Source organism: Dyadobacter endophyticus (assembly GCF_014641595.1).
In the GTDB taxonomy this organism is placed as follows: domain Bacteria; phylum Bacteroidota; class Bacteroidia; order Cytophagales; family Spirosomataceae; genus Dyadobacter; species Dyadobacter endophyticus.
Map to the genome: position 1 here is coordinate 281443 of NZ_BMIA01000001.1, position 23940 is coordinate 305382.

The window sequence follows — 23940 nt, forward strand, 5'->3', positions numbered from 1 at the left end:
AAGTGGAGATCCGGCGAAACAGGATTTTTCATCACTATCAATGGCTTGCGGTTGTAGATCCTGGTGTACCAAATACCACTCTAATGTAAAGAAATTAATGAACCACGATAACTATGCTTCATTCCGCCAGGCATTACAACCCGCATTTGGTAGGTAAATAAACCTTCAGCAACAATTCCCCTGTAGGTGCCTTTCCAGAGCGTTCCGTGGCTTTCATTCCAGTAGTGGCTATCGGGATAGCTCGCCGTATATCGCGGTCCCGACAGGGAAGGATGTTTACAGACCTGAACGATGGATAGATAACGCATTGTTTTTCCCATAGCCTCGCAAAGCCTACAAAGATCTGGTTGACCAGGGATGGATCGATTCGATCGGACATCTTTATCCCGACGAAACGATTGACACTTTCTGGGACTATCTTAGAAATGCTTACCGCCGAAATGCCGGTCTAGGATTAGATCATTTACTTTTGAGTCCCCCAAATTGCTCCGCGTCTTGTCGCGGCAGGCGTAGACAAGCACGTCCGGGGTTGCGAAAAATCCAGACCATACACCTGCGTGGATTATTTTGGCGGATTTAGAAGAAAGATGCCTTTTTTTATAATGAGAACATACCACTGCCTGATGATCTTTTAAATGACGGCCCATCACAGCGTGCAATCGGAAGTAGTGATTACTTCGGATCGTCTACGAGATTAATTGGAACAATCATGAACTTACCAAGATCAATTAACCAGCTCTTTGTGCCTCAGTTGAAGCTCGCCCTGAATTCCAGGGGGGAAAAGTTTGTCTTTGATTTAAATAATTTACTAAAAGACTGCGGGTGTTCGAAACCGAGCTGGTAGGCTATTTCTCCTACTGTCAGGTCACTGAATGTAAGCACTTCTTTTGCTTTCTCGATAAGCTTGTTGTGGATGTGCTGCTGCGTATTCTGGCCGGTCAGTGCGCGGAGCATGTCGCCCAGGTAGCGGGGCGAAACGTGCAGCTGGTCAGAAAGATACTGGACGCTTGGCAGGCCTTTCAGCAAGGCAGTTTCGTCGTTGAAATAATTGTTCAGCAACTGGTCTAGCTTTTCCAGCAATGCATTGTTGATCGACTTGCGGGTGATAAACTGGCGTTTGTAAAAGCGCTGACTGTAATTCAGCATCAACTCCAACTGTGAAATCAGCACATCCTGACTCAGGTCGTCGATCGCCGTTTCGAGCTCGTCGCCGATGTGCATGGCAATGCCTTCGATGATCGACTTTTCTTTGTCGGACAAATGCAGCGACTCGGTCACCGAATAGGAGAAAAAGCCATACTGCTTGATTTTGGCGTCCAGTGGATAGTTTCTGAGGAAATCAGGGTGGACCAGCAAGGTAAATCCAAGGGTCGATTCGGCCACTTGAATGCCCGTCAGCGGCTGGCCCGGCGAGGAGAAAAACATCCCGCCTACCTGAAAATCGTAGGTGGTTTGCCCGTATCGCATCCGGCAGCCCGCCGATTCATTGTAGGTGATGTTATAAAAATCCATGGCAAAAGTATCAGCCAGCATTTCGGCCGTGATCTGCACCTTATTGAAATCGAGCAAGCTGATCAGCGGGTGCAAAGGTTGCGGCAGGCCAAATGCCCGCTGCATTTCTGCAATAGAGCGGTACACGCGCGGTTTAAGATGTTCCCTTTTCATAATCACATAATTGGCTGCCGGCGCAAATCGTTCCAACCCACGCCGGCAGACCATTTGATTTTAAACAGCGGCTAACAATTGTTTGATTGTTTGGCGAAAAGCCTCGTCGCCCTTAGCCAGGCGCTGCGCATACCATTCCTTGGCATCGTCGCCACAGACGTATCTTAATGTGTCGGTACCATCGGTAGCCGCACCGTACACCACTTCGGCGATTTGTTCGGACGTCGTCGCGGCTTTGTCAGGTGCCAGCATCGCTTTGAATTTGTTCGTCAATGCCTCATAAGCCGCGTGCGTGGCAAACACCGACTTCGTGCCGATTTCGGTCGCCACCAATCCGGGTTCGATGGTTTTAATCCCAATTCCAAACTCATTCAGCTCATAAGACAAGCTTTCAGCCCAGCCTTCCAGCGCAAATTTACTGGCATCATACATCGAGCTTACCGGGAAACCCATCAGCCCTGCCGATGAGCCGGTTGTGATAAAAAGTCCCGCTTTCCGCTCACGGAAATGGGGAATAAAGGCCTGCGTCACCCGCACGACACCGAAGAAGTTGGTGTCCATTTGTTGCACCAACTGCTCGTCGGTCATCGCTTCCAATGCGCCGAACAATCCATAACCCGCATTGTTAAACACCACATCAATATTGCCCAAAGCCAGTGTCTGCTGTGAGGTTTCGCGGATTTGCGCCAGGTTGGTTACATCGAGCGGCAGCAAGGTTACGTTATCCAGCGCATTGAGTTCCGTTTCATTTTCGGGCTTGCGCATGGTTGCGATCACCTTCCAGCCTTTGGCTGCAAATAATTTGGCCGTAGCCCTTCCTATACCTGTTGAAGCACCGGTAATAAAAATCGTCTTTGTCATCTGTCTCACTTGTTATTTTAGTAAGGCAAATTTCCGCGACGCGCGGCCGGCGCTTGTAGCAGATGTGGAAAATGTTGTAGCCGAAATGGTCTTGCGAAACACGGCCATAGTTCAGCTAGTCTTGGGAAAATTCTCCTGTGGATGGTTTGAGAGGCGTTTTGGATGATCAAAAATTAAATCCAAAACGTGATGAACGCGAAGGAACTGACAAGTGTGTATGATACCATCAAGTATCCCTTTCGATAATTTTTCGCGATAGATACTTGAGTCTCTTATGGAAAAAGATATTTGTGATGTCACAAAATGATACCAAAATATCCATCACCTCACTTCGTCAACAGACTTCTACTACCATGACATTTGCATCGCAAACGAAAGTACCAGACATATTTCGAATTATCGGCCTTTCTGAGGAAGATCTTTCGAAGGTAAGAAAGCGGTTTGGACACTCTCCAAAGGAAGTCGTCAAATTAAACCGTTGATGGCGCAATCTCCACAATCCTATTGCACAGAAGTGTCTATTGGTTGATGAGCTAGAAGCCTACCAAGCAGTTGTAAACAAAGCGAGTTACCGAAAAGGTTACCAGATGCTTTGACGTGGATTAGACCGTAATGATGGGCTTATCTTTTAAAAACCCACAATAACTACTTTTTTGAATGAAAAAAGCGACCTTTAAGTCGCTCTGGATTATCCCGCTGGGATCATACAATTCGAAGCAACAAATTGTTTATCAACTCTTTAAGGCCTGTCAAATCTTTTACTCACCTTGTCACTCACCAATTTGTGGTGGTCGGCTTGCAATTGCCTCAAAGATAGAGAATATCGTGAAGGCTTTCCTGAAATATTAACGGGTATCAAGTATGTATCGCCCATTGACCTCGCGAGATTTCTAATTTCGAGGAAATTAGGTTTATCAGGAGGACTCAAGGAAGAAGTGAGTTTACTAACTTGTGCATGTATAAGTCAAATTATCGTCCTATGAAGGTAATCACTGTTCCTTTAACTCATTCCGCTGTGCGCCGCCTTGATTATGATGTTGCCGAGCCCGGAGATTTAATAGAGATGAAATTGGAGGATGAGACATTCCATGAATTGGCTAAATGTGGCCTTTTTGATAAGATCAATGCTCTTTCAAACAAGATTATTGATGAATTCGAGGATGAAATGATAGTAGAACAATCGCAGCTGCAAGCGATACTCGAGAGCCATGTTTTTGAACCTGGCAATTATCCTGCTAGCTTGTCTGACGTTTTAGCTCGAATTGAAGCCATGTTCAAAGAAGCACTTACCAGATCTACTGGTGTATATTTCTATTTTTAGGGTTCTCGGAGACCAGGGCCTCCGTTTGAGGTGGACTTGGAATATTTATAAAAATTCTCCTGCCCGCGACTTCGGAGCGAATGGGCGGCCAGATTCAATTGTCCGACAATTGTACATCTGGCCGATTGCGGGTAAGAGGCAAACGTAGCTTTACATTGATGGTATGGCAATGACGCGTCATTCGAAATCGTCACATTAATGTTTTCAGGAGCAGGACTTCCGGGGAAAGTACAGCAACACTTTTTGTACTTGCGAAAACTTCCGTCTACTGCCCGGTCGGCTATTACATACTTACGACCAGTTTCGTTTTCGCAACAAACCAAGGGACTGGCTCACAGCCATTGCTTTCGTCATTTAGATAGGCAAGAACTTGACCGGAATTCATGTCACTGTCAAAGAGTCCATATTCGTTCAAGTTCAAGTCGAATTTGTTTGAAAATTCTCCTCCGAGATCATGACAATGAAAAGTGTGAAAGTCTCCGCTGAACTCGATACCTATATAATCAAAGCCTAAAAACTGATCATTGTTTGTTTCTTCAATGCCTTTCAGAAGTGTAAGCCGAAGTCCGATTTCCCCCATTCCGTCCGACTGAGGTTTAAATTCGTCAAGGAGGTCAGCACGCTCGCGTTCGTTAAAATACAGAGCGAATACTTTAATATCACTTAAATGAGGAAAGAACGTATTTTTGTATTCCAAAGCCGTGTCAATGTCGGTGAATACATTGATCCAACCTAATTTATGTTCATTGTGATTCTTGTCAACCCAAGCCCTGACTAAGTCGATCTCTCTGTTTGAAAGCTGGAAATTTTCTTTTGCCTCTTCTGCTTGTTCATCATTATCAGTTGTCCAGCTGTAAGACCAAATATTGACCAGATGATCATTAATACACTTACTACAAGTGTGAATCATTGCGTCGCTATATGTTCCAAAATTCATCGGAATAAGCCTTGTCAGAAAATACCCGCCTAGGTAGTGCTTTTGTTTAAGATCTATCATTCTAACTTCGATGTGTACTGCACTGCCACGGTTCTTCTTTGGATTATTGGCCGCCATTAATATACGTAAATTCGTTTGTGTTTGACGTAATCAGGTGTCTGTTTGTTTCAAGTTAGAGTGTGCAATTAGCCCAAGCATTTCGTTCAACTGCCCAAGCGATCATTTTCACGAGATTGGAATTTTCACAAACTCTCCCGCCAGCGACTTCGTAGCGTTTGAGCGGCTAGATGAGATTATGATACAATCTGACATCTGGCCAATTGCGGGTATGAGGCAATCAATAATCTGGGGTTAACCGTTAGGCTGTTAACGTACAACGGAAAAGTGAAATTTATCGGTACAGTCAAGCGTTCCCACTTGAGCAGCAAAGCACCTCGCTTGCGTTGATATGGTGTACGTAATTGATATGGATAAAAATAAAATGAGGTCGCTATGGATAGAGAATGGTTAGAACCTTGGGAAAAGATTTCTGACGATCAGGCTATGTTTTTCAAAGGCCAATTGGTCAAAGAAATTACGTCGACTCACCCTCTTTTTGGTTTGCAGCTTATGCCTATCGGCCGCAGCGAGGCAAACGATGATATTCTGGTCAGTTTAAGCACCGGGAAGTTGGCAGTTGTGCATTTAACCTGGGGGAATTCCGGAGACCATTTATGGCCAAGTACAGAGTTATACGACAGTTGGGAGGAGTTTGTAGATAAGAAGATGCTGGAAGATAACTTTGGCTATTAGGAGCTACCCGAATATTACCAGCCGGTTATTTTCACCTTTTCTCTCGCGATCCCCTCTCACCAATCGGAGGGGTCGTGAGAGAGAAGGGACTTTTCGAGAACTGATGTTAACGGTTCGGCTATCACATTATCACATTATAGAGGACGGTATGTTTTATTGGATTTTTGGGGAAGTTGGTGTGGCCCATGCCGCGAGGGGAACCCACATTTGATAGAACTTTACGAGAAATTCAGTGGGGATCATCTCGAGTTTATTGGAATTGCCTGCCAGGATCGATTTAGCCCCTGGACAAAGGCTATTGAAAAAGATGGCATCGGTATTTGGAAACATATTCTAGATTTAGATCAAAAGGAGATAAATGATACTAAGCAAAAAAAGACGATTGCGGAACGTTTCGCCGTCAATTCATTTCCCACTAAAATATTGATTGACCGTTCGGGAAAGATTGTTGCTCGTTTTCATGGAGGTGACGATGTAAAGTTAGAGGCCAAACTAAAAGAATTATTGGATTAAGATATTCAGAATTTGAGAATAGAGGTAATCTTTATTCAAGTCAAACAGCCTGTCGAAATACGTTTCATTCTCGAAACTTAGCTATTCTACCTAGACACACCCCGTTTTGTGCCATAGAACCCATAGATCATGTTCTCTGATCATCCTAGCCTGGTCAGCAAGTCATCTCGGAAGGTAGCGGACAACGGCAGGACACGATCGGCCAGGGTGATCTGATGTCTTTCAATCTTATCGATTTTGGATATAGATATGACAAAAGATTTATGAATCTGCATGAACGCTTCACGAGGTAGTTTTTCAAAAATCTCTGCAAGTTTCATTCGGGTCAGCACCTTCCGGCCGGATGTATGGAAAGTGAGGTAATTCCTGTCGGCTTCAATATAAAGCAGCAAGTCGAGATCAATGCGCGCCCAGTCGTAACCGGTTTTGACGAAAATATAATCACATGGCTTTAACCCGTTTACAACCTTCGAAAATTGTGCAGTAATCCGGTCGGTGGTCTGCAAGAAGCGGCCAAGGCCTATCGGTTTCAGCAAATAATCCGTTGCAGCAAGGTCAAACTCCTCTACGGCATATCGCGGATGAGCAGTGGTAAAGACAATATGTACCGACGGAGAAAGTATCCGGGCCAGTTCCAAGCCCGACAAATCGGGCATCTGGATGTCCAGAAATATCAGATCCACCGGATTATTTTTAATAAAAGCCAATGCCTCCGCTCCGCTGAAAAACGAGCCCAGAACATTCAGAATAGGTACTCTGCTCGCGTGGGCTAGTAAAACGCTTAGGCCTATGGGCTCATCGTCCACGAAAATGCAGCGAATATGCGCCAGATCTTTTTTCACAATAACTGCTCGATTTGCTTGTACAAAGCCTCCCGGTCGGACGGTCGATTTGCATGGATCGTCACAATTTTCCCCGACTTGTCCACTAATATATAGGAGGGAAGCTTCCGGCTTCCCTGGCACTTTACGAAGAGCTGTGGCTAGAAACCTTTAAAACCAAAGGACACCACATGCGCTCAGTTCGATAGCTAAGAAACCTCAATGAATAAAAACGGCAGATCTGGTTGCGCGTTGGGAATCAGCTTTTATTAGCTATTTTCGCATATCCCTTACTATCGGTTACAATTGTATGATTTCAAGAAAGCAGACGGCTTGTCTATTACTCCTGCTATTATTCTCTTCACTCAAAAGCATTGCTCAACGCTCGTCAGGGCATCAATTATTTCTGAAAAACGGAGTGGTAACACTGCCTGAAAGCACCGCAGACGAAATAGTTACCAGCTACGGCCATCAGCGGTCGACGCCTGAGCGAAAATCGCTGGTGATTATTCAGTTTAACAAAATACCCGATCAGGAAACGCAGTCGCGATTGAAGGATTATGGCATTGAATTGCTGGAATATGTTCCCGATCATGCGTATACCGCAACGCTGACCAGGCCCGTTGATGGAAAAGCCCTGAAAAAGCTGGGCGTACGGGCCGTGTTCAGACCAAGGTCGGAGGATATCGTAGAACCTTCATTGTTGTCTGGGATTATACCAGACCATGCCCGCAAAGTCGCAGGTAAAACAGATGTGAAACTGAGCTTTGCCCGATCATTTTCCCTAGATGAAGTGACGCGTGACCTTATCCAAAATGGCTTCGAGGTGACCAACGACGGCCTGAAATCATATCAGGTTATGGACGTCAGAATTCCAGAGGGCAGTATCCGTCGCCTTGCCGAACTTCCGTGGGTACAATACATCGCCCCCGTGGCGCGCCCCTCCGAAATGCTGAACGACAAGAGCACGACGGGTACCAAGGCCAATGTGCTGGGTTCCGTGGCGCTTTTGGGTTACAAACTGACTGGCGAGGGTGTGGTGATAGGCTTGGGTGATAATGCCAACCCGTTGCTACACCCGGATATTGGTAAGCGGGTGATCAGCTACCAGTCTCTAGGCGACAACACATGGCATGGCATACATGTGGGCGGAACGGCAGTTGGATCTGGCTTGCTTAACGAGAAATACCGGGGTTATGCGCCAAAATCGAAGGTCGTATTCGAGACGACGGCGAATATTTGGACCAATGCCGGGTCGCTGATCAGGGACCATGGAATGGTAGTCACCAGCAATACATATGGCGGTTTAAGCAGGTGTTCTGGTATGGGTATTTATTCGGATGGAGCCGCAGCACTCGATCAGCAAGCGTCTGAATTCCCTTACTTGCAGCATGTTTTTGCGGCCGGTAACAGTGGAACAGAGACGAACTGTCAGGGCCTAGGTTATCCGGCTGGTTTCGGTACCGTTCTTGGCGATTTTCAGTCGGCGAAAAATATCCTGACCGTGGGCAGCACCCTGCCAGTCGGGATCATTAGTCCGACTTCGTCCAAAGGGCCGACTACCGACGGACGGATCAAGCCGGAGGTGATCGCTCCCGGCGGCAGCATTGTCTCAACCATTCAGAACAATGCCTATCAGTCGGCTTCGGGAACGAGCATGGCCACGCCGGCGGTGACGGGCGGCGTAGCGCTATTATACGAGCGGTACCGTCAATTGCATCAGCTGAATAATCCCAAAAATGCATTGGTCAAGGCACTGATATGTAACGGCGCTACCGACATGGGTTTGCCAGGACCCGATTTCAGCCATGGTTTTGGCATTATGAACCTGCTCCGATCGGTAAAAATGCTTGATAAAGGCCATTACTATAATGGACAGCTAACCCATTCTGGCATCAATACGCATGAGATCGTCGTGCCAGAGAACACGGCCAAATTGAAGGTAATGCTTTACTGGAATGACCCAGCCACATCTATGCTCGCAGGAGGTAAAACATTGGTGAACAACCTTGATCTGTCGGTAACCCGCCCCGGAAATACCAAAGTTTTACCCAAATTCCCTTCGGCGGCGGCGCCCCTTGCTGCGGCAGTTCCCGGCGTCGATTCGGTCAACAATATCGAGCAGGTCGTGCTGGAAGAACCGGCGGCGGGCACCTATTCGATCAAGGTCGAAGCGACGCGCATTCCGCAGGGTGTGCAGGAGTATTTCTTGGTGTACGATGTAATTGAGTCTTCGCTAACTGTCACTTACCCCCTGGCGGGAGAGCATCTCACGAAAGGGGATGCCGTTAATATCTGCTGGGATTCTTACGGCGACACGCTCAGCACCTTCAACGTGGCCTATTCCCTCAATAACGGGACGGCCTGGACCACGCTCAATGCCAACGTTGCGGCAGATCAGCGGCAATTGGCCTGGACCGTACCCGACGCCGCCACGGGAACCGCGAAGGTGCGGATCATGCGGAACGGGACGGCTTTTACGAATACCGGCGGCTCCTTTGCCGTGCTCGGTATTCCTGCAGTTACCTTGCAAGCCGTTCAATGCGAGGGGTATATAGCATTACAATGGAATGCGGTTAGCGGGGCTTCCGATTACGAGGTGATGATCTCGACCGGCGATGAAATGAAGTCGGCTGGTGTCACAGCAGCGTTGAAATTCACATTGTCGTCTCTGTCAAAAGACTCGACCTATTATGTATCGGTCAGGGCGCGGAAAGATCAGGCGCCGGGCCGTCGGTCGGTGGCATTGATCCGAAAGCCCGATAACGGCACTTGCCAGGGCACCATTTCGGATAACGATCTCGGTATCGAGGCTGTCGTAGCGCCTTTGCCAGCGGTAAGAGCTTTTACCAAATCAATTTACACTACCGAACAGGCCATAACCGTTCGCATCAAAAACCTCGACGATCAACCACAAACTAAACCATTCGAGGTCGGTTATTCGCTGGGCGGGGCCATGCATTGGGAGCAGGTCAATATCACGTTGCCGCCGACGGCGACTACCGATTACACTTTTCAGCGGCGCGAGAATCTGGCGTCGGTCAGTCAAGCGACATTACAGGTACGCGTACGCCATGCGGGGGATCCCGTGCGAATCAATGACTCGCTCGTGGTGAAGCTGCGCCAGATCCCGAATCCAAAGCTGGTGTTGCCTTATTTGCAGGATTTGAAATCCGTTCCTTCTCAGGATATACGAGTTTCCACCGCGGGGATTCCCGGCGCGGATGCATTTGACTTTACCATTGTCGCCGGCAGCAGCCGTTTAAGGACCGGTGGGGATGCAGGTTACGCTTCCCAGGGGGGATTTGTCCTGGATGCCATCCCGTTTCCGGTTACGTTGTCCCGAAGTTACCTGGATGGGACGTTCAATCTCTCGGGTTACCGGGTGCAAGACGACGAAGTATTGCTGCGGTTCAGGTACCCATGGGGATATTTCCATCGTAATGCCGCTCCGCAAATTCGTGGTAGCAGCAGCGATCCCTGGATTACTGCTGATATTCAGGAATACTGGGATTACGGGAACGCTGATGACGGTTACAAAATAGCGCAGGTGGAAATCACTCCATTGCTTCGAAAAAACGGACAGGAATTTACGACGGATTTCCAGGTGAGGTGGAGCAGTCAGGCATTCGGCATGTTCCCATCTGATGGCGTCGTGTTCGGTGACATACAGCTCTTAAAAGCGAAAAGCGATATTACAGCAACCACGCTGGTTGCCCCCTCTGTCTCACTTTGTGATTTGCCCATCGGCCCCGAGATGAAGGTGGTATTTAAAAATAATGGTACACACGATTGTTATGACTTGCCTTTTAAGCTGTCATTCGACGGAGAGGTATATGATCGCGCGATAGCTTTCATCGCGAAGGACGGCGAGAGCGAGATGGGATTTATATACCCGGAAAAAGTATATCAGGCGGGAAAGCATGTGATGAAGGTTTGGTCCGAAAAAGCGATGGATATCAACCCGGCCAATGATACGCTCACAGCTGAGTTCTTCACGACTGGAACAGTTAACGCCAGCCCGTACCGTGAAAGCTTCGAATCGGGAAATGGCGGATGGTATACCGGCGGAACCAACTCCTCATGGGCGTATGGCGCGCCTGCAAGCGCAGGTTTTTCGGATGTCGTCAGCGGTCGTAATGCATGGAAAACCAATCTGACAGGGCTCTACCACAATAACGAGGAATCCTATCTTTATTCTCCCTGCCTAGATACGCAATATTTGCAAGCGCCGATGCTGAGTTTCATCGCACAGATGGACATCGAACGATGTAACGGCGAACCATGCGACATGCTGTACATCGAATGTAACACCGGTTATGGATGGTTCCGACTCGGTATGAAAGACCGTGGCGTAAATTGGTATAATGCCGAGAACGGTGGCCAGGGCTTCTGGCAGGGCAAGGTGACCGACGGATGGCGGGTATTTTCAGCGGAGCTACCGCGTACCAGCTCCTTGAGACTCCGGTTTGTTTTCAAAAGCAATGGGGCGGGAACGACCGAGGGGGCGGTAATCGACGACATCAATATCGCCGATATGTTGAGTTCTGAGATTTACTATGGGGCAACGCCGCCGAACGCAATCGCACCGGTTCCGACTGTTTATGACGCCTGGTCGCATTTCAGATTGGGAAACTTCATTGTGGCATCTGTCAATACGCATGGACAGGACATTGCGGGGCTAACCCTCCAGACCTTCGTCAACGACGGGCCTTTACGGGTGAGTGAAAATGAGTTGGCAATGGACCGGAATTTTGTATTTAATTCTGCTAAAACCTTTGAAAAGCCGGTCATGGTGCGGCTGTATGTTCCTGAAACGGATATCCAACGACTGATCGCCGCGGCAGACCAACCGAATGTAACGAAACCCAAGTCGGCTTATGACCTTGCCGTAACGAAGTACTCCGGTGCGAACCAGGACGGCTCGCTGGAGAACAATGCAAGAGAAGGATGGGACTATTTCGCGCCCGATAAAGTCACAAAAGTCCCGTATTTAAACGGCTACTACCTGGAATTTGAAACAAAAAGCTTCTCGGAATTCTGGGTGGCGAGAAATTACATAGGGACGGGCAAGCCCTTACCTGTGACACTAATCAATTTTGTCGCGGAGAAAAGCATTTCCGGGGAAAGCGCAGTCGTCGGCCTGAAATGGTCCACCGCTTTGGAAACGGATTTTAGCCATTTCGTCGTGCAGGTCGCGACCGGTGCGGAAAATGTCAGAAAGGGAGTTTTCCAGGATCTGGGGACGATCGCTGGACAGGGCGGAAATGGAACGCGCCTTTACACTTTTACCGATGGCCCATTGAGTTCCTGGGGAACACGCTATTACCGGCTGAAAATGGTTGATCGCGCGACGGACCGCTCCGACAGTAGTTTTGCCTATTCGTCCATCAAATCAGTCGCTTTCGATCACAATCAGGAATGGCACATTTTCCCAAATCCATCAAAAGGAATTTTCAGGCTTGAACGGAAAACGGAAATACCGGGGCCGGTTCTAATTGAAGTGATTGACCTGAATGCCAAGCTATGCAAGAGACTGGAATTTCAGAAAGCTATGCCTGCTCTGGAAGTGGATCTCGGTTCACCGGACCTGGCCAACGGGCTATATGTGATTAAAGTGATATCAAAAGAGGGAGAAAGGCGATTTAAGGTTGTAAAGGAGTAAATCCGAATGTCGTCCACTTACCTCACGAAAACAGCGGGCTTCGTATTTACGCTCATTCCGGCAGGTCGCCGCGAAAAGATGATCGATTTTTGGATGTTCAACTGTTTCTAATAATAGATATTTCCGCATCCCTGTTTGAAGGCTTTTGCGATGGTTTAAGTCTCTAAAATCCAAAATTTACGTCTTCTAACCAAAGCCGAATGAGTTCCGAATGAGGCTGCCTAGCAGAGCCAGATTCCCCGTTTGTATAAAAACGGTACATCTGGCCTACCACGGAAAGACAGGTGGTAGCATCTAATTTTTGAATGTCTGCTCTGAGAGAAATTCCAGATCTGAAAGCAGGCGTTGGCGCCCGAAGCGTCAATATTGAGTCAAATTGAGCGGGAAAAAGAAAATTTAGTCAGAAATGCGTCTTCGAGATCGTTTGGGACAAAAATGCTCCTTTAGGCGCTTTCCGGGCTGCTTTTTGCTCAATCAAGACGTTTTCGCCTCAAAAACAGCTTTTTCGCTTGCGAGCAGTTATGCATCGATGAAATTGGTGGTCAGATTTCTAGCTCGAAACTTATCAATCATCGTTCATAGGAGTTAACCAAATTTTTTCTTGCAAACCTCTCTCGCAATTACGGAGGGGTTGTAAGAAAAAATTTTAAAGAAATAAAAGTGTCGGAATAGGAACCTCGGTAGCGAGTAACTACCCCAAAGAAATGCAAACGCCTTTGGCTGACCCGTCAGAAAGATTGAAAGAGTTCGCAGATAGTCTTTGCCAGTTTCGGCTGATTGCGATATTTCTTTAACCGGTCTTGAATTAGTGCAGTCGATGGAAACCTCAGAACTGCATTGAACCGGTCGCTCATTTGGAAAATTTCGTGCTCTGTAAATTCTTCAGGATTACGTAGGAGCAAGTTCCATCCCACGGCATTATCGCTGTTTTGTGTAACCTGGTTTCTGATGAATTGTCTACTAAGGTTATTATAATGTGCAAACATCGATGAAATTGCGCCTGAATTGCTGCGATTACCCATAAGCGAGGCAAGTGAATCCGAGCGTTGGTGATAGAGCTCCTGCATTTCGGATAATATCGACTTGTAGCGTAGACTCAACGGTGAATTCACGGCTTTGCTTTGCCGAAAGTTCTGTGGATCAATTGATATTTGAACATGATCGGAATCAATGAAAATATAAAAGCATCGGTTGTTCTTACACACTTCGACAGGACAGTATTCGTCTACCGTTATCTCGAAAATCATTGAATAACCAAGGTCAGCGTCTGCATACTCCCGTACCGGTTGAAAGGGTTCCTTGACATAAAGTGTTACGGAGTCAGGCTCGTCTAGGTAAGCGGCCTTAGCGAGCTGTGGTTCGAGATAAAATAAGTCGACCTTGACTTTTTGCTGTGAGAAGACCAGATTGCCAGCCGCCACTGTCAGTAGCACTGTTTGATAGATAGTCGCAAGAAAAAGTCTATTGGCATGAACGAACATGACGAGTCGGATCATTTTACTCATTTCTAAACTCTAAATCAGTAAATATCATTGCGCCGACTGATGCGAAAATATCCAGTGTGTTTTGAGTTTCGCTTTTATTTCAAATAAAATTATCTTTGCACCCAAAATTCTTCGGAAACTCCATAAATGCACCGCGTTAAGTGCCTGTGACCTTCTAACATATCGCCAATCCCAGCTGTCAACCGGCAGCTTGCTTGCAATTGTTTAATTCAACCAAGAATGCAGACGACTTGTAGGATGGTATTGCTATACCCATCTGACTGTTGTCCGCTTTTCCAAGGCAAATTGCTTTGGACCAAACGCGTTATGCTATGGAATCAAGAAAATACGAAAGGACATATCATTTACCCTGGTCGCCGGGCATAACCAGTGACGACAAAGTTCAAATAGATTACTGGCAACATTTGAGCCGGATGAATCAGGTCGTCTTTACCGAAAAGCTCGATGGGGAAAACAACTGCCTCAGCCGCTATGGCGTTTTTGCACGCTCGCATGCCGTACCTACGACTTCTCCCTGGACAGCGCGGCTGCGGGAAAGATGGGCGCATATCAAAGGCGATCTGGGTGAGCTAGAAATATTTGGAGAGAATGTGTATGCTGTGCACTCCATTGAATATACGCGGCTGGAAGACTATTTCTTCGTCTTTGCAGCCCGGTACCTGGATCAATGGCTGGATTGGGATGAGGTGTGCTTTTACGCAGATGCGCTCGGCTTATCAGTAGTACCGGTTCTGGGCGATTTATCCGTACCCGCAGATGAGCAAACATTCAAAAAGACGGTGCTGGAATTTGCCGGCTCGGAAAGCGTGTTTGGATCGATCGATGCGAATACCGGGCTGCATTGCAACCGGGAGGGCGTAGTCGTGCGCGATTTCTACGCCTTTCCCGTGGGGCAGCTATCAACACATGTATTGAAATACGTCCGCAAGGACCATGTGCAGACCTCTGAGCATTGGACGCGCAATTGGCGACCTGCCAGACCTATTAATCAATATTAGCATCAAGGACATGAAAGAACTATTATATAAAAACTGGGAAGAGCTGGCGGGACGTTACGATTGGATCGAAGATATGCATGGCGTGCCACAGGACCCGGTCCATCATGCAGAGGGAGATGTGGCAATCCACACGCAAATGGTACTCGACGCATTGGTGGGCCTGGAAGAATTTAAAGACTTGCCGGAAGAGAAAAAAGCAATATTGTGGATTGCTGCTTTGCTGCATGATGTAGAGAAGCGCAGCACGACCTATCAGGAAACCAACGGAAGCATCGTTTCGCCCGGTCATGCCAAGAAGGGGGCACTGACTGCACGGCAAGTTTTATTCAAAGAATTTGACGTTCCGTTTGAAACCCGGGAACAAATTGTCGGGCTCGTCAGACACCATGGTTTGCCGCTATGGGTATTTCACAAGCCTGATCCACAAAAAGCGCTTTTGCAGGCATCGCTGGAAGTAAACACGAACCTGGTGGCAATCCTGGCCAAAGCAGATGTATTAGGCCGGATATGCAACGACCAGCAGGAGCTCCTTGACCGCATAAGCCTTTTTGAGGAGTATTGCCGGGAACAAAGATGCGCTGGCCAGCCATTTCCCTTTGCTACGGATCTGTCCCGCTTTCACTATTTCCATGCAGAGTCACCTTCCGTGGATTACGTTCCTTTCGATGACACGACATGTGAGGTAACGTTGATGAGTGGCTTGCCAGGGATGGGAAAAGACAGCTATATTCAGCAGCATTTGTCGGGGCTTCCGGTAATCAGTTTGGATGAAATCCGTCAGGCCTATAAGATTAAACCCGAGGATACTTCTGCTAACGGCTGGGTAGCTCAGCAAGCTAAGGAACAGGCGCGGGTATATCTGCGTGCGAAGACTGATTTTGTCTGGAATGCGACCAATATTTCAAAGCAGATGCGGAGCCAGCTCATTGAATTGTTCGCGTCTTACCGCGCCCGCGTAAGGATCGTTTATATCGAGCAGCCCTATAAGCAATGGAAGCTTCAAAATGGATCGAGACAAGAAATGGTGCCTGCCAAAGTGTTAGAGAGGATGCTGGCGAAATGGGAAGTCCCTAAGCTGCACGAAGCGTATTCAGTGAAATATGTTGTTGCGGCAAGAGCAACCCGGTAGGCTTTAAACGACCGTGTTTAGTGTTTGAATGCGATTGACGATCGCAAGTTAGCCTTCTCTTTGTGCAGATAAGGGCTCTCAAAAGAGCCGTTCACCGGCAAAACACCTTGTCCTTCAATCCAAATATCGCTAAACTTGAATCATTGGGAGAACATCAAAGGAGAGATAATATGTCCAGACAAGTGATTAATGACGGGAATGGCAAACCGGTTTCGGTACTAATCGACTACCAGGAATGGCTCAAAATCGAACAGCTTTTAGCAGGGAAAGAGCTTGACTTCGCTGGCCCGGCAAACCCATTGGACTGGTATGTGTTAACAGAAACTACGAATTCACTTCTGAATGAATTAATATCCTATTCTTCAAGGGAGCGTAGAAAGGAAATGAAGCGGACCCAACCCGATCATGGTAAAATCAGCGAGCTCCAACAGTTATTTGAAGAAGTCCACACCATCAATTCAGACCCGGAAAATTTCAAAAGCATCGGCAGGATGGAAGCAATTATCGGCCAATATGGGTTCTTCGTCACTTTTGATGGTGGGCTTATCTGTTTTTAGCCAGTAACATTTTTGTAAGCAGGTCAATTCCGGCCCGTCCGTACATAGATCTCTTGATTGTTTTCATCTTATTAATATGGCCTTCTACTTTTCCGCTTGAGATATCAGAATTAATTGCTTGCTCAACGGCATGATGGTCATTCTTGATGCCTTTTGCAAAGTTTTTCAAAAGCGCGTCGGGATGCGAGGCACTTTCCAGCCATTCGTCAAAACTGGCGTGGTGCTGCTTACCCAAGAGCGCTTTGAATTGTTGGGCAAGCTCGGCCGCCTTCTGAATTGAGCACTGTGTTGGCAGAGAAAAGTAAAGAATTCCAGATCGGTGATTGACCAGGTTGGCTGTCTGGCAAGTCCTGGGGTTTATCCAGGGGTTGCCCCACTAAGTTTTGCGCCACAAGCCGGTTCATTCTTTCGCAAAAGCTGGTGTATTTGTCGTTAAAGCCCTGTGCTATCATGTCTGCAAGAAGCTGCTTATAAGTCGTCTGTGGCCGGTAATTCTGTTGGATGTATGGAATGAAGTGATCAAAATTGGTCGAATGTTCAGAGGTGGGTGGGGTATTCCGACCTGGCAAGACATCCAAATGGATGTATCTCCTTATGGATTTCCTGTTGGACTTCAGATGAGCAGCTATTGCGTTGATACTGTGCCCCTGAGCATAGAGTTTCTTGGTTTGCTCAAATTTAAACTGCCTACGGGGGTTAACATTTCCCGTAAACAATCCAGAATTTTCAGTTTGCATGCGCTTGCTGGTTGCAGTTTCATGGTTAAGAGGAATGGATTGATTATGTGCTTTTTGCTTGTCATGAAAGGCTACGAAACATTTTTTGATCGTTTCGCTTTGTCTTTGCATTGCTCTATCGAGTGCTTCTCTAAGGTTAACCAGCAAATGAAAGCGGTCGGCCACTTGCTTAGCTTGCGGGGCACCTTTGCGAATACCTATTGCATAGGTCGATGCCCGGTCCCTGGCCACAGTATACACCTCCGGGTGTTGTTTGAGCCAAGCTTCAAGCGCTTCGGCACTGCGACCTTCCCATAAGCCGATAACCCTATTCTGATGTAGGTCCACCAGGATTGTACCATAGGTTCGGCCCTTTTACAAAAAATTAATCGAGAAAGCAAAAGAGCGGCTGACGACGACGCAGCTAAGCATGTCCGAAATTGCTTATGAGCTCGGTTTTGAACATTCGCAAAGTTTCAGCAAGCTATTTAAAAACAAAACCAATCAATCTCCGATGGAGTTTAGGGCTTCGTTCACCTAAAAATATTCGCTCAGGGGAGTCAAAGTAAGAATGGCAGAGGATTGATTTTATTAACTTTGCCGCATGCTAGAAGAAGAAACGACTAGAATACCCTGGCTGAATGAAGTGGACCTTCGACTCAAAGGTTTTAAAGTTCATGCCCTTCCGGAATCAACAGAAGTCCCAGTTAAAGCTGGGCGGCGCGACTTTTACAAAATGGGTTTGGTCAATGGCGAGATGACCATTAATTATGGTGGCCAGCTACTGGACATCAAAGGAACAGCACTGTTTTTCGTCAACCCGCATGTACCGCACGCTCTTGTCCGCCGTATCAACCGTACCGGTGGTTACGCCTGTATCTTTACCGAAACCTTCCTCAATGGGCGGGACTTACAAGACTCCCCCCTTTTCAGGGTCGGCGAAAACCCAGTCGTATCCCTTAATGCGGAACAAGCTGCATTTATGACCGGCCTTTTTAAGAAAATGCTGTCAGTATACGATGGCGACTATCTTTATAAAAGCGATCTGATCAAAAACTACATTGCGCTCATCATCCACGAGGCCCTTCGAATACAGCCCGCGCAGCATGTCCCTGCCTTCAGAAATGGCGAAAGCCGCATTTCACACCAATTCACTGACCTGCTGGAAAAGCAGTTTCCAATAGAGCGCAGCGACGAACCGCTCCGCTTACGCAGTCCACAGGACTATGCCAGACATTTAAATGTACATGTCAATTACCTGAATCGGTCTGTCAGGGAAACGACGGGCAAAACCACTTCGGCGAATATATCCTCGCGCATTATTGCCGAAGCAAAAGCCCTGTTGCAACATAGTGACTGGGCCGTGGCCGAGATCGCTTACGCGCTTGGGTTTGAATACCCTGCCTACTTTAACAACTATTTCAAACGGTTGACTGGCAGCACACCGAATACTTTCCGAAAGGTTTGAAAATCATAGTTACTGGTTTGATATTGATTGGCTGTCTGCCAAGCTACGGTCTAATTTTGCCGTATCATTATTAAATCATCCAACAATGAAAATTTTAGTAACAGGAGCAACAGGAAAAGTAGGAAGCCGTTTAGTGCCACGCCTGATAGCCAAAGGCTATGATGTATCGATATTGGTCAGGGACATTGCAAAAGCTGGCGGTCTGATTGAGCTCGGTGCGACACCCATAACCGGCGACCTGTTTGAGCCAGCCACACTGCCGGCGGCCGTATCCGGTATGGATGCCGTGATCCATCTTGCCGCGTTATTCCGGACCTTTACAGATAATGAAGGTATCGTCAAAACCAACCGCGAGGGAAGTATCGCGTTAGCGCAGGCAGCACAGGAGGCCGGAGTCAAACGATTTGTTTTTACCAGCACCTCAAATGTGTACGGTTCAGGTTACCACCGGCCTGCAAAAGAAGACGAACAGGTGGATGTTAACGATCCGCGGGCCTACTCTTCCAGCAAGATCGCCGCAGAAAGGGAATTGATCGGGATGCAGCAAAACCAGGGATTTGACGTCCGTATCTTGCGTCTTGGCTTTGTTTACGGTGACAAGGACCCGCACATCGCCGAAATTATCCCATATATTAAAAAGCTGAACATGCATTCTGGTTCACGCATGCACATGGTACATCACCTGGATGTCGCGCAGGCACTGATCCTGCTGCTCACCACCGAGGGATTGGATGGAGAAATCTTCAACGTAGCCGACGATGCACCAATCACTTTTTACGAACTGGCTGAGTCTGTCGGAAAAGCAGCAGATACCTTTGATGAAATAGAAGGTCCGCTTAAAGACCCTTTCCATGGCGTTCAGGATATTTCCAAACTTCGAAGGAAAACCGGCTTCCGGCCATTGGTGCCAAGCTACTATGTGGCCCGCGATCTTGATATTTTGTAACCATAAACCGTGTGCTGCGCAGCATTGGAAAATTCGGATACCTTTTCCCCGGATTTGGATAATTGTGGCCGCCAGCTGCTTCCTAAGTTTGCATCATAAAAACAACTATGATGATAACAGCAAAAGGATATGCGGCGCAAACGGCAGAGAGCCCACTAACGCCCTGGGAATTTGAAAGACGCGAGCTCGGCGCGCAAGATGTACAGATGGAAATTCTATACTGCGGGGTTTGCCATACCGATATTCACCTGACCCGTAACGAATGGTTTGAAGGAATTTTCCCGATGGTTCCAGGGCATGAGATCGTTGGCCGTATCAGTGCCCTGGGTGCTCATGCTAAAAAGTTCAGCATCGGTGATCTGGGTGGCGTGGGCGTGATGGTAGATTCCTGCCGGGAGTGCCCTGACTGCAAGAACGGGCAAGAGCAGTTTTGCAGTGTAGCCCCGGTCCAAACCTACAATAATCTGGGCCACGATGGCCAGCCTGTTTACGGCGGATATTCCAATACCATTGTTGTCCATGAAGACTTCGTGCATCGCATTTCTGAAAAGCTCGACCTGGCCGGAGTGGCCCCATTGCTTTGCGCGGGGATAACTACCTATTCACCGCTAAAAAGATGGAATGTAGGTAAAGGGCATAAACTGGCTGTGGTCGGCTTAGGTGGACTGGGCCACATGGGCGTTAAATTTGGGAAAGCTTTGGGCGCAGAAGTAACGGTATTGAGCACTTCTCCCGGCAAAAAGGAAGCGGCCATGCGGCTCGGGGCTGATCATTTTATCATTTCCAGGGAGGAAGCAGAGATGAAAGCAGCCTTCAAAACATTTGACTTTGTGCTGGATACCGTTTCGGGCAACAGTGATGTCAATCCTTATCTGGCCGTTTTAAAAAGCAATGGCATTTACGTCAATGTCGGTATGCCGGCCAAGCCCTGGGAGGTAAGCTCCTTCTCGCTGGCAACGGGCAACAAGGTTATCGCCGGGTCTGGCGCCGGAGGCCTGCCCGAAACACAACAGATGCTAGACTTTTGCGCAGAACATAATATCGTCTCCGACATTGAGCTGATCGATATCAAGGATATTCACACTGCCTATGACCGAATGCAAAAAGGTGATGTCCGCTACCGTTTTGTCATTGATATGAAAACCCTGTAACTTCAATCAGTGAACAAGCCATACCTCATCAATTCCATATCCGAGCAGCACCGGCTTCTCGGATTGCCTAAGCCTAAACATCCGCTGATCAGCGTATTCCGGCATGAAAATGCTGATTACGCCAGACTGGTCGATCTGCAACATTTTACCCTCAATTTTTACTGCATATCCATCAAAACGGACTATGACGGCAAGTTGAAGTACGGGCATCGCCATTACGATTTTGAGGAAGGGATGATGGCCTTTATTTCTCCCAACCAGTTGCTGATGAAACTGGACCCGGGATCCAAGCCGCCGGGTGGCATGACACTAATGTTTCACCAGGATTTCATTGCAGGCACTTCGCTGGCTACCAAAATCCGAAATTTTGGCTTTTTCTCCTACGAGCTCCACGAAGCCCTTCATTTGTCAGAGCAGGAAGAGGCGAAGATCAAGGATCTGTTTGCCAGCATAGAGGCGGAATACCAAAGCAGCATAGATCATTTCAGCCACGAAGTGATGGTTGCCCATATTGAGCTTTTGTTGCAGTATAGCAGCAGGTTCTACGCCCGTCAGTTTATCACGCGAAAAGTGGCTAACGACGAGATCCTGATCCGATTAGAAGGTGTGCTAAACGGGTTTCTGGAATCGCAGAAAGGCCTACCAACTGTACAACAGGTCGCCAGGGAGTTGAACGTGTCCGCTGATTATCTCAGCGATATGTTACGGACCGTTTCAGGACAAACAGCGCAGCAGCATATCCAAGCCCGGGTGATTGACAAGGCGAAGCAGCTACTGGCGACGACGAACTTACAGGTTAACGAAATTGCCTATCAGATGGGCTTTGAGTATCCGCAATCCTTTCATAAGCTATTTAAGAACAAGACGAACATGTCTCCGATACAATACCGTGAAAGCTTGAATTAGACCGTGATGCTTGGATCTATTTGCGGGACGCGGTTTGGGATCAGCTTATTGATTGGACCGGGGACGTAACTAGCGCACCATAGAGCATCGCGGAACCATACAACGACCTGCGCTCCCCAAGTTTTGATATCGAATAATTCCCGACACGGCCGAAAATGCTTTTTAAACCTTTGAAGTCAATGGGATATGGCACCCAGGGATTGGATGCTGTTGTGTCATACTCGACAATCAAAAACCTTCTACCTTTACTAAAATGGTTTTCCAGACGCCGGATTAAGGATTCTTTATCCCTGATGAAATGAAGGGAGTTCGCCATCAGGATCCCGTCTAATCCCGTCACCTCCAACGCCTCTGTTTCAAAATCGGCCTCGATGAATTTGATCGAAACCTGGTTACCCATTTGTGGCGGAAGCTGGTGGTTGTTTTTGTCCACGCCGGTAATCTTGCTTTGCGCTGGCAGCATTGTCGCCAAGGCTTCGGTGAAAGTCCCCTTCCCACAACCTAAATCTAACCAGTACTGCGCATGCTCGCCATTGGCACCGCCACCGATTAGTTCAATAGCCTCTTGATTTGTCATGGTTTCTAGATAATTGATTGCTATGGTTGAGAATCAAGCCGTGATCAGGCTATGCTGCCTGAGCCGACCGTAACAAATATAAGAGACAATGGCCCGGGGAAGCATGACCAGCTACGCGATTAAGTTAAATGCAGGGTCGCCCACCATATGGTGCGCAATAGAGGCCGGAAAGAAATGTTGATCTATACTGCTCAGAAACAGTATTGGGTTCCCTTTGCGAAACGCTAACCAAACTAGTTCAGGTTAGGCAGGTTACCGAAAAGGTTACCAGATATTTTGACCTGAATTGAATCGAAATTACACGTAAATCTTTTTAAGAAATCACAATAGCGACTATTATGAATGAAAAAAGCGCTCTCTGAAGCGCTATCAGTTGTCCCGCTGGAACGCCGGAAACTCTACTTTCAGCCGTCTGAATACCTGGGAGGAGGTCATAGTGTCAACGTCCTTGGATTGAAAAATACCCTTCACCCTCAACAATTCCAGAGAAGTTACCGGTGGAGGACTAAAAAATCATCAGATTTCTCGAATGAAGAATGAGCTTAAATACAGCTCATGTTAAATATTTTTCGTATTTAACTATCTGATTATTAGTATATTAAATTCCTTAATTTAAACACTGTTCAAAAAAAATCCCATATAATTTTTTCTATTGAACACTGTTTAATAGATTTGCATATCAAATGAGTTTGACATGTCGATAGCGAAAAGAAAAGAGCAGGAAAAAATAGAAATGCACAAACGAATACTGGATAGTGCCCGTAAGATTTTTCTTGAAAAAGGATATGAGCAGACCAGTATCCGTAACATTGCCAGTGAGATTAATTACAGTCCCGGTTCAATATATTTCTATTTTAAAGATAAGAACGAGATTTTTCATGAGCTTCATAAAGAGGGATTTCGGTTGTTTTTGAGCCAGATGAAAGCTTTGGATATTATTGAAGACCCTTACGAACGTTACAAAGCCCTGGGTTTGGTCTTTATTCGTTTTGCACAAAACCATACGGATTATTACAATTTGATGTTCCTGGTGAGTGAAACGGGCAAATCAGAGGGGGAAGGATTTCAGATAGCGCAGGATTCGATTGAACATTTGTCTGGTGTGATCAAGCAGTGTCAGGACAAGGGAAGATTTCAAGGATTAAATAATAAGTATCTGACACTTATGACGCTGTCGTTGGTACATGGTATTTGCTCGCTATACTGTAAAGACCGGATGTCAGGATTTTTTGAAAAATCAAGTGAAGAGCTGATGCTCCATGGATATGAAACATTTATTGCGCTGATAGAAAAAAGCTAGGATCAGCAGCATTTATATTTTAGTCAGAATGAGTTAATACGGGCCGATTGTAACAGGGTGTTTTTCACCCTAAATAATTAGCCTATTATTTTAGATATTTATTGAACAGTGT

At 47.1% G+C, this 23940-nt stretch carries 18 protein-coding genes and 3 pseudogenes; 13 read left to right on the forward strand and 8 right to left on the reverse strand.

Going from position 1 to position 23940, the window contains the following annotated elements:
* Positions 1 to 747: 747 nt before the first annotated feature.
* On the reverse strand, positions 748 to 1665 hold the full coding sequence (locus tag IEY24_RS01300; RefSeq protein ID WP_188927910.1) for a helix-turn-helix domain-containing protein: 918 nt from the start codon (positions 1663 to 1665) through the stop codon (positions 748 to 750).
* 60 nt (positions 1666 to 1725) lie between these two features.
* The gene (locus IEY24_RS01305) at positions 1726 to 2526 is read right to left on the reverse strand and encodes an SDR family oxidoreductase (protein WP_188927912.1); all 801 of its coding nucleotides are present in this window, start codon (positions 2524 to 2526) and stop codon (positions 1726 to 1728) included.
* Between the two features lie 979 nt (positions 2527 to 3505).
* Here IEY24_RS01305 and IEY24_RS01310 point away from each other — a divergent pair.
* Positions 3506 to 3847 carry a hypothetical protein gene (locus IEY24_RS01310; RefSeq protein WP_188927914.1) on the forward strand — a complete coding sequence of 114 codons (342 nt, stop codon included), beginning with the start codon at positions 3506 to 3508 and terminating at the stop codon, positions 3845 to 3847.
* A 283-nt stretch (positions 3848 to 4130) separates the two neighbouring features.
* Here IEY24_RS01310 and IEY24_RS01315 read toward each other — a convergent pair whose 3' ends face one another.
* Positions 4131 to 4901 (reverse strand): hypothetical protein, encoded by a 771-nt coding sequence (locus IEY24_RS01315; RefSeq protein WP_188927916.1) that lies wholly within the window; start codon positions 4899 to 4901, stop codon positions 4131 to 4133.
* Between the two features lie 375 nt (positions 4902 to 5276).
* On the opposite strand from IEY24_RS01315, the gene IEY24_RS01320 reads away from it, so the two are divergent.
* A complete protein-coding gene (locus IEY24_RS01320) occupies positions 5277 to 5576 on the forward strand; it encodes a hypothetical protein (protein WP_188927919.1) in 300 nt (99 codons plus the stop codon).
* Positions 5577 to 5675: 99 nt separating this feature from the next.
* Positions 5676 to 6089, forward strand: a pseudogene (locus IEY24_RS01325) (TlpA family protein disulfide reductase); the annotation flags it as partial.
* Between the two features lie 140 nt (positions 6090 to 6229).
* Here IEY24_RS01325 and IEY24_RS01330 read toward each other — a convergent pair.
* Positions 6230 to 6931, reverse strand: coding sequence for a LytR/AlgR family response regulator transcription factor (locus IEY24_RS01330; RefSeq protein WP_229221117.1), 702 nt, complete (start codon positions 6929 to 6931; stop codon positions 6230 to 6232).
* Between the two features lie 289 nt (positions 6932 to 7220).
* Here IEY24_RS01330 and IEY24_RS01335 point away from each other — a divergent pair, with 289 nt between their 5' ends.
* Complete coding sequence (locus IEY24_RS01335; protein ID WP_188927921.1) at positions 7221 to 12575, forward strand: S8 family serine peptidase; 5355 nt, start codon at positions 7221 to 7223, stop codon at positions 12573 to 12575.
* 728 nt (positions 12576 to 13303) lie between these two features.
* On the opposite strand, the gene IEY24_RS01340 is transcribed toward IEY24_RS01335, so the two are convergent.
* The gene (locus tag IEY24_RS01340; protein WP_188927923.1) at positions 13304 to 14071 is read right to left on the reverse strand and encodes a hypothetical protein; all 768 of its coding nucleotides are present in this window, start codon (positions 14069 to 14071) and stop codon (positions 13304 to 13306) included.
* A gap of 320 nt (positions 14072 to 14391) precedes the next feature.
* On the opposite strand from IEY24_RS01340, the gene IEY24_RS01345 reads away from it, so the two are divergent.
* From IEY24_RS01345 to IEY24_RS01355, 3 genes are all read left to right on the forward strand, one after another.
* Positions 14392 to 15078 carry an RNA ligase family protein gene (locus IEY24_RS01345; protein ID WP_188927925.1) on the forward strand — a complete coding sequence of 229 codons (687 nt, stop codon included), beginning with the start codon at positions 14392 to 14394 and terminating at the stop codon, positions 15076 to 15078.
* Positions 15079 to 15088: 10 nt separating this feature from the next.
* Entirely contained in the window at positions 15089 to 16207 is a 1119-nt protein-coding gene (locus tag IEY24_RS01350; protein WP_188927927.1) for an AAA family ATPase, read from the forward strand.
* 170 nt (positions 16208 to 16377) lie between these two features.
* Positions 16378 to 16764 (forward strand): hypothetical protein, encoded by a 387-nt coding sequence (locus IEY24_RS01355; RefSeq protein ID WP_188927930.1) that lies wholly within the window; start codon positions 16378 to 16380, stop codon positions 16762 to 16764.
* On the opposite strand, the gene IEY24_RS01360 is transcribed toward IEY24_RS01355, so the two are convergent.
* Together IEY24_RS01360 and IEY24_RS01365 are read right to left on the reverse strand one after the other, a co-directional pair.
* On the reverse strand, positions 16751 to 16999 hold the full coding sequence (locus IEY24_RS01360; protein ID WP_188927932.1) for a transposase: 249 nt from the start codon (positions 16997 to 16999) through the stop codon (positions 16751 to 16753). The genes IEY24_RS01355 and IEY24_RS01360 overlap by 14 nt on opposite strands.
* Positions 16992 to 17843, reverse strand: a pseudogene (locus IEY24_RS01365) (transposase); the annotation flags it as partial. The pseudogene IEY24_RS01365 and the gene IEY24_RS01360, both read right to left, overlap by 8 nt.
* Before the next feature lie 13 nt (positions 17844 to 17856).
* On the opposite strand from IEY24_RS01365, the pseudogene IEY24_RS01370 reads away from it, so the two are divergent.
* The 5 genes and pseudogenes from IEY24_RS01370 to IEY24_RS01390 all read left to right on the forward strand — a co-directional run.
* Positions 17857 to 18021, forward strand: a pseudogene (locus IEY24_RS01370) (helix-turn-helix domain-containing protein); the annotation flags it as partial.
* Between the two features lie 63 nt (positions 18022 to 18084).
* Positions 18085 to 18948: a helix-turn-helix domain-containing protein gene (locus IEY24_RS01375; protein ID WP_229221126.1), complete on the forward strand. Its 864-nt coding sequence runs from the start codon at positions 18085 to 18087 to the stop codon at positions 18946 to 18948.
* 85 nt (positions 18949 to 19033) lie between these two features.
* Positions 19034 to 19894 (forward strand): NAD-dependent epimerase/dehydratase family protein, encoded by an 861-nt coding sequence (locus IEY24_RS01380; RefSeq protein WP_188927939.1) that lies wholly within the window; start codon positions 19034 to 19036, stop codon positions 19892 to 19894.
* A gap of 110 nt (positions 19895 to 20004) precedes the next feature.
* A complete protein-coding gene (locus IEY24_RS01385; protein ID WP_188932051.1) occupies positions 20005 to 21045 on the forward strand; it encodes an NAD(P)-dependent alcohol dehydrogenase in 1041 nt (346 codons plus the stop codon).
* A 9-nt stretch (positions 21046 to 21054) separates the two neighbouring features.
* Positions 21055 to 21951 carry a helix-turn-helix domain-containing protein gene (locus IEY24_RS01390; protein WP_188927940.1) on the forward strand — a complete coding sequence of 299 codons (897 nt, stop codon included), beginning with the start codon at positions 21055 to 21057 and terminating at the stop codon, positions 21949 to 21951.
* Between the two features lie 40 nt (positions 21952 to 21991).
* Here IEY24_RS01390 and IEY24_RS01395 read toward each other — a convergent pair whose 3' ends face one another.
* Positions 21992 to 22528: a class I SAM-dependent methyltransferase gene (locus IEY24_RS01395; protein WP_188927941.1), complete on the reverse strand. Its 537-nt coding sequence runs from the start codon at positions 22526 to 22528 to the stop codon at positions 21992 to 21994.
* Between the two features lie 694 nt (positions 22529 to 23222).
* Here IEY24_RS01395 and IEY24_RS01400 point away from each other — a divergent pair.
* The gene (locus tag IEY24_RS01400; protein WP_188927942.1) at positions 23223 to 23828 is read left to right on the forward strand and encodes a TetR/AcrR family transcriptional regulator; all 606 of its coding nucleotides are present in this window, start codon (positions 23223 to 23225) and stop codon (positions 23826 to 23828) included.
* Positions 23829 to 23940 lie beyond the last annotated feature (112 nt).

What these genes read in the sequence shown, in the direction of transcription:
- IEY24_RS01300 (WP_188927910.1), bottom strand. Translation starts at nt 1,665, where the DNA reads ATGAAAAGGGAACATCTTAAACCGCGCGTGTACCGCTCTATTGCAGAA.
- IEY24_RS01305 (WP_188927912.1), bottom strand. Translation starts at nt 2,526, where the DNA reads ATGACAAAGACGATTTTTATTACCGGTGCTTCAACAGGTATAGGAAGG.
- IEY24_RS01310 (WP_188927914.1), top strand. Translation starts at nt 3,506, where the DNA reads ATGAAGGTAATCACTGTTCCTTTAACTCATTCCGCTGTGCGCCGCCTT.
- IEY24_RS01315 (WP_188927916.1), bottom strand. Translation starts at nt 4,901, where the DNA reads ATGGCGGCCAATAATCCAAAGAAGAACCGTGGCAGTGCAGTACACATC.
- IEY24_RS01320 (WP_188927919.1), top strand. Translation starts at nt 5,277, where the DNA reads ATGGATAGAGAATGGTTAGAACCTTGGGAAAAGATTTCTGACGATCAG.
- IEY24_RS01335 (WP_188927921.1), top strand. Translation starts at nt 7,221, where the DNA reads ATGATTTCAAGAAAGCAGACGGCTTGTCTATTACTCCTGCTATTATTC.
- IEY24_RS01340 (WP_188927923.1), bottom strand. Translation starts at nt 14,071, where the DNA reads ATGATCCGACTCGTCATGTTCGTTCATGCCAATAGACTTTTTCTTGCG.
- IEY24_RS01345 (WP_188927925.1), top strand. Translation starts at nt 14,392, where the DNA reads ATGGAATCAAGAAAATACGAAAGGACATATCATTTACCCTGGTCGCCG.
- IEY24_RS01350 (WP_188927927.1), top strand. Translation starts at nt 15,089, where the DNA reads ATGAAAGAACTATTATATAAAAACTGGGAAGAGCTGGCGGGACGTTAC.
- IEY24_RS01355 (WP_188927930.1), top strand. Translation starts at nt 16,378, where the DNA reads ATGTCCAGACAAGTGATTAATGACGGGAATGGCAAACCGGTTTCGGTA.
- IEY24_RS01375 (WP_229221126.1), top strand. Translation starts at nt 18,085, where the DNA reads ATGCTAGAAGAAGAAACGACTAGAATACCCTGGCTGAATGAAGTGGAC.
- IEY24_RS01380 (WP_188927939.1), top strand. Translation starts at nt 19,034, where the DNA reads ATGAAAATTTTAGTAACAGGAGCAACAGGAAAAGTAGGAAGCCGTTTA.
- IEY24_RS01385 (WP_188932051.1), top strand. Translation starts at nt 20,005, where the DNA reads ATGATAACAGCAAAAGGATATGCGGCGCAAACGGCAGAGAGCCCACTA.
- IEY24_RS01395 (WP_188927941.1), bottom strand. Translation starts at nt 22,528, where the DNA reads ATGACAAATCAAGAGGCTATTGAACTAATCGGTGGCGGTGCCAATGGC.
- IEY24_RS01400 (WP_188927942.1), top strand. Translation starts at nt 23,223, where the DNA reads ATGTCGATAGCGAAAAGAAAAGAGCAGGAAAAAATAGAAATGCACAAA.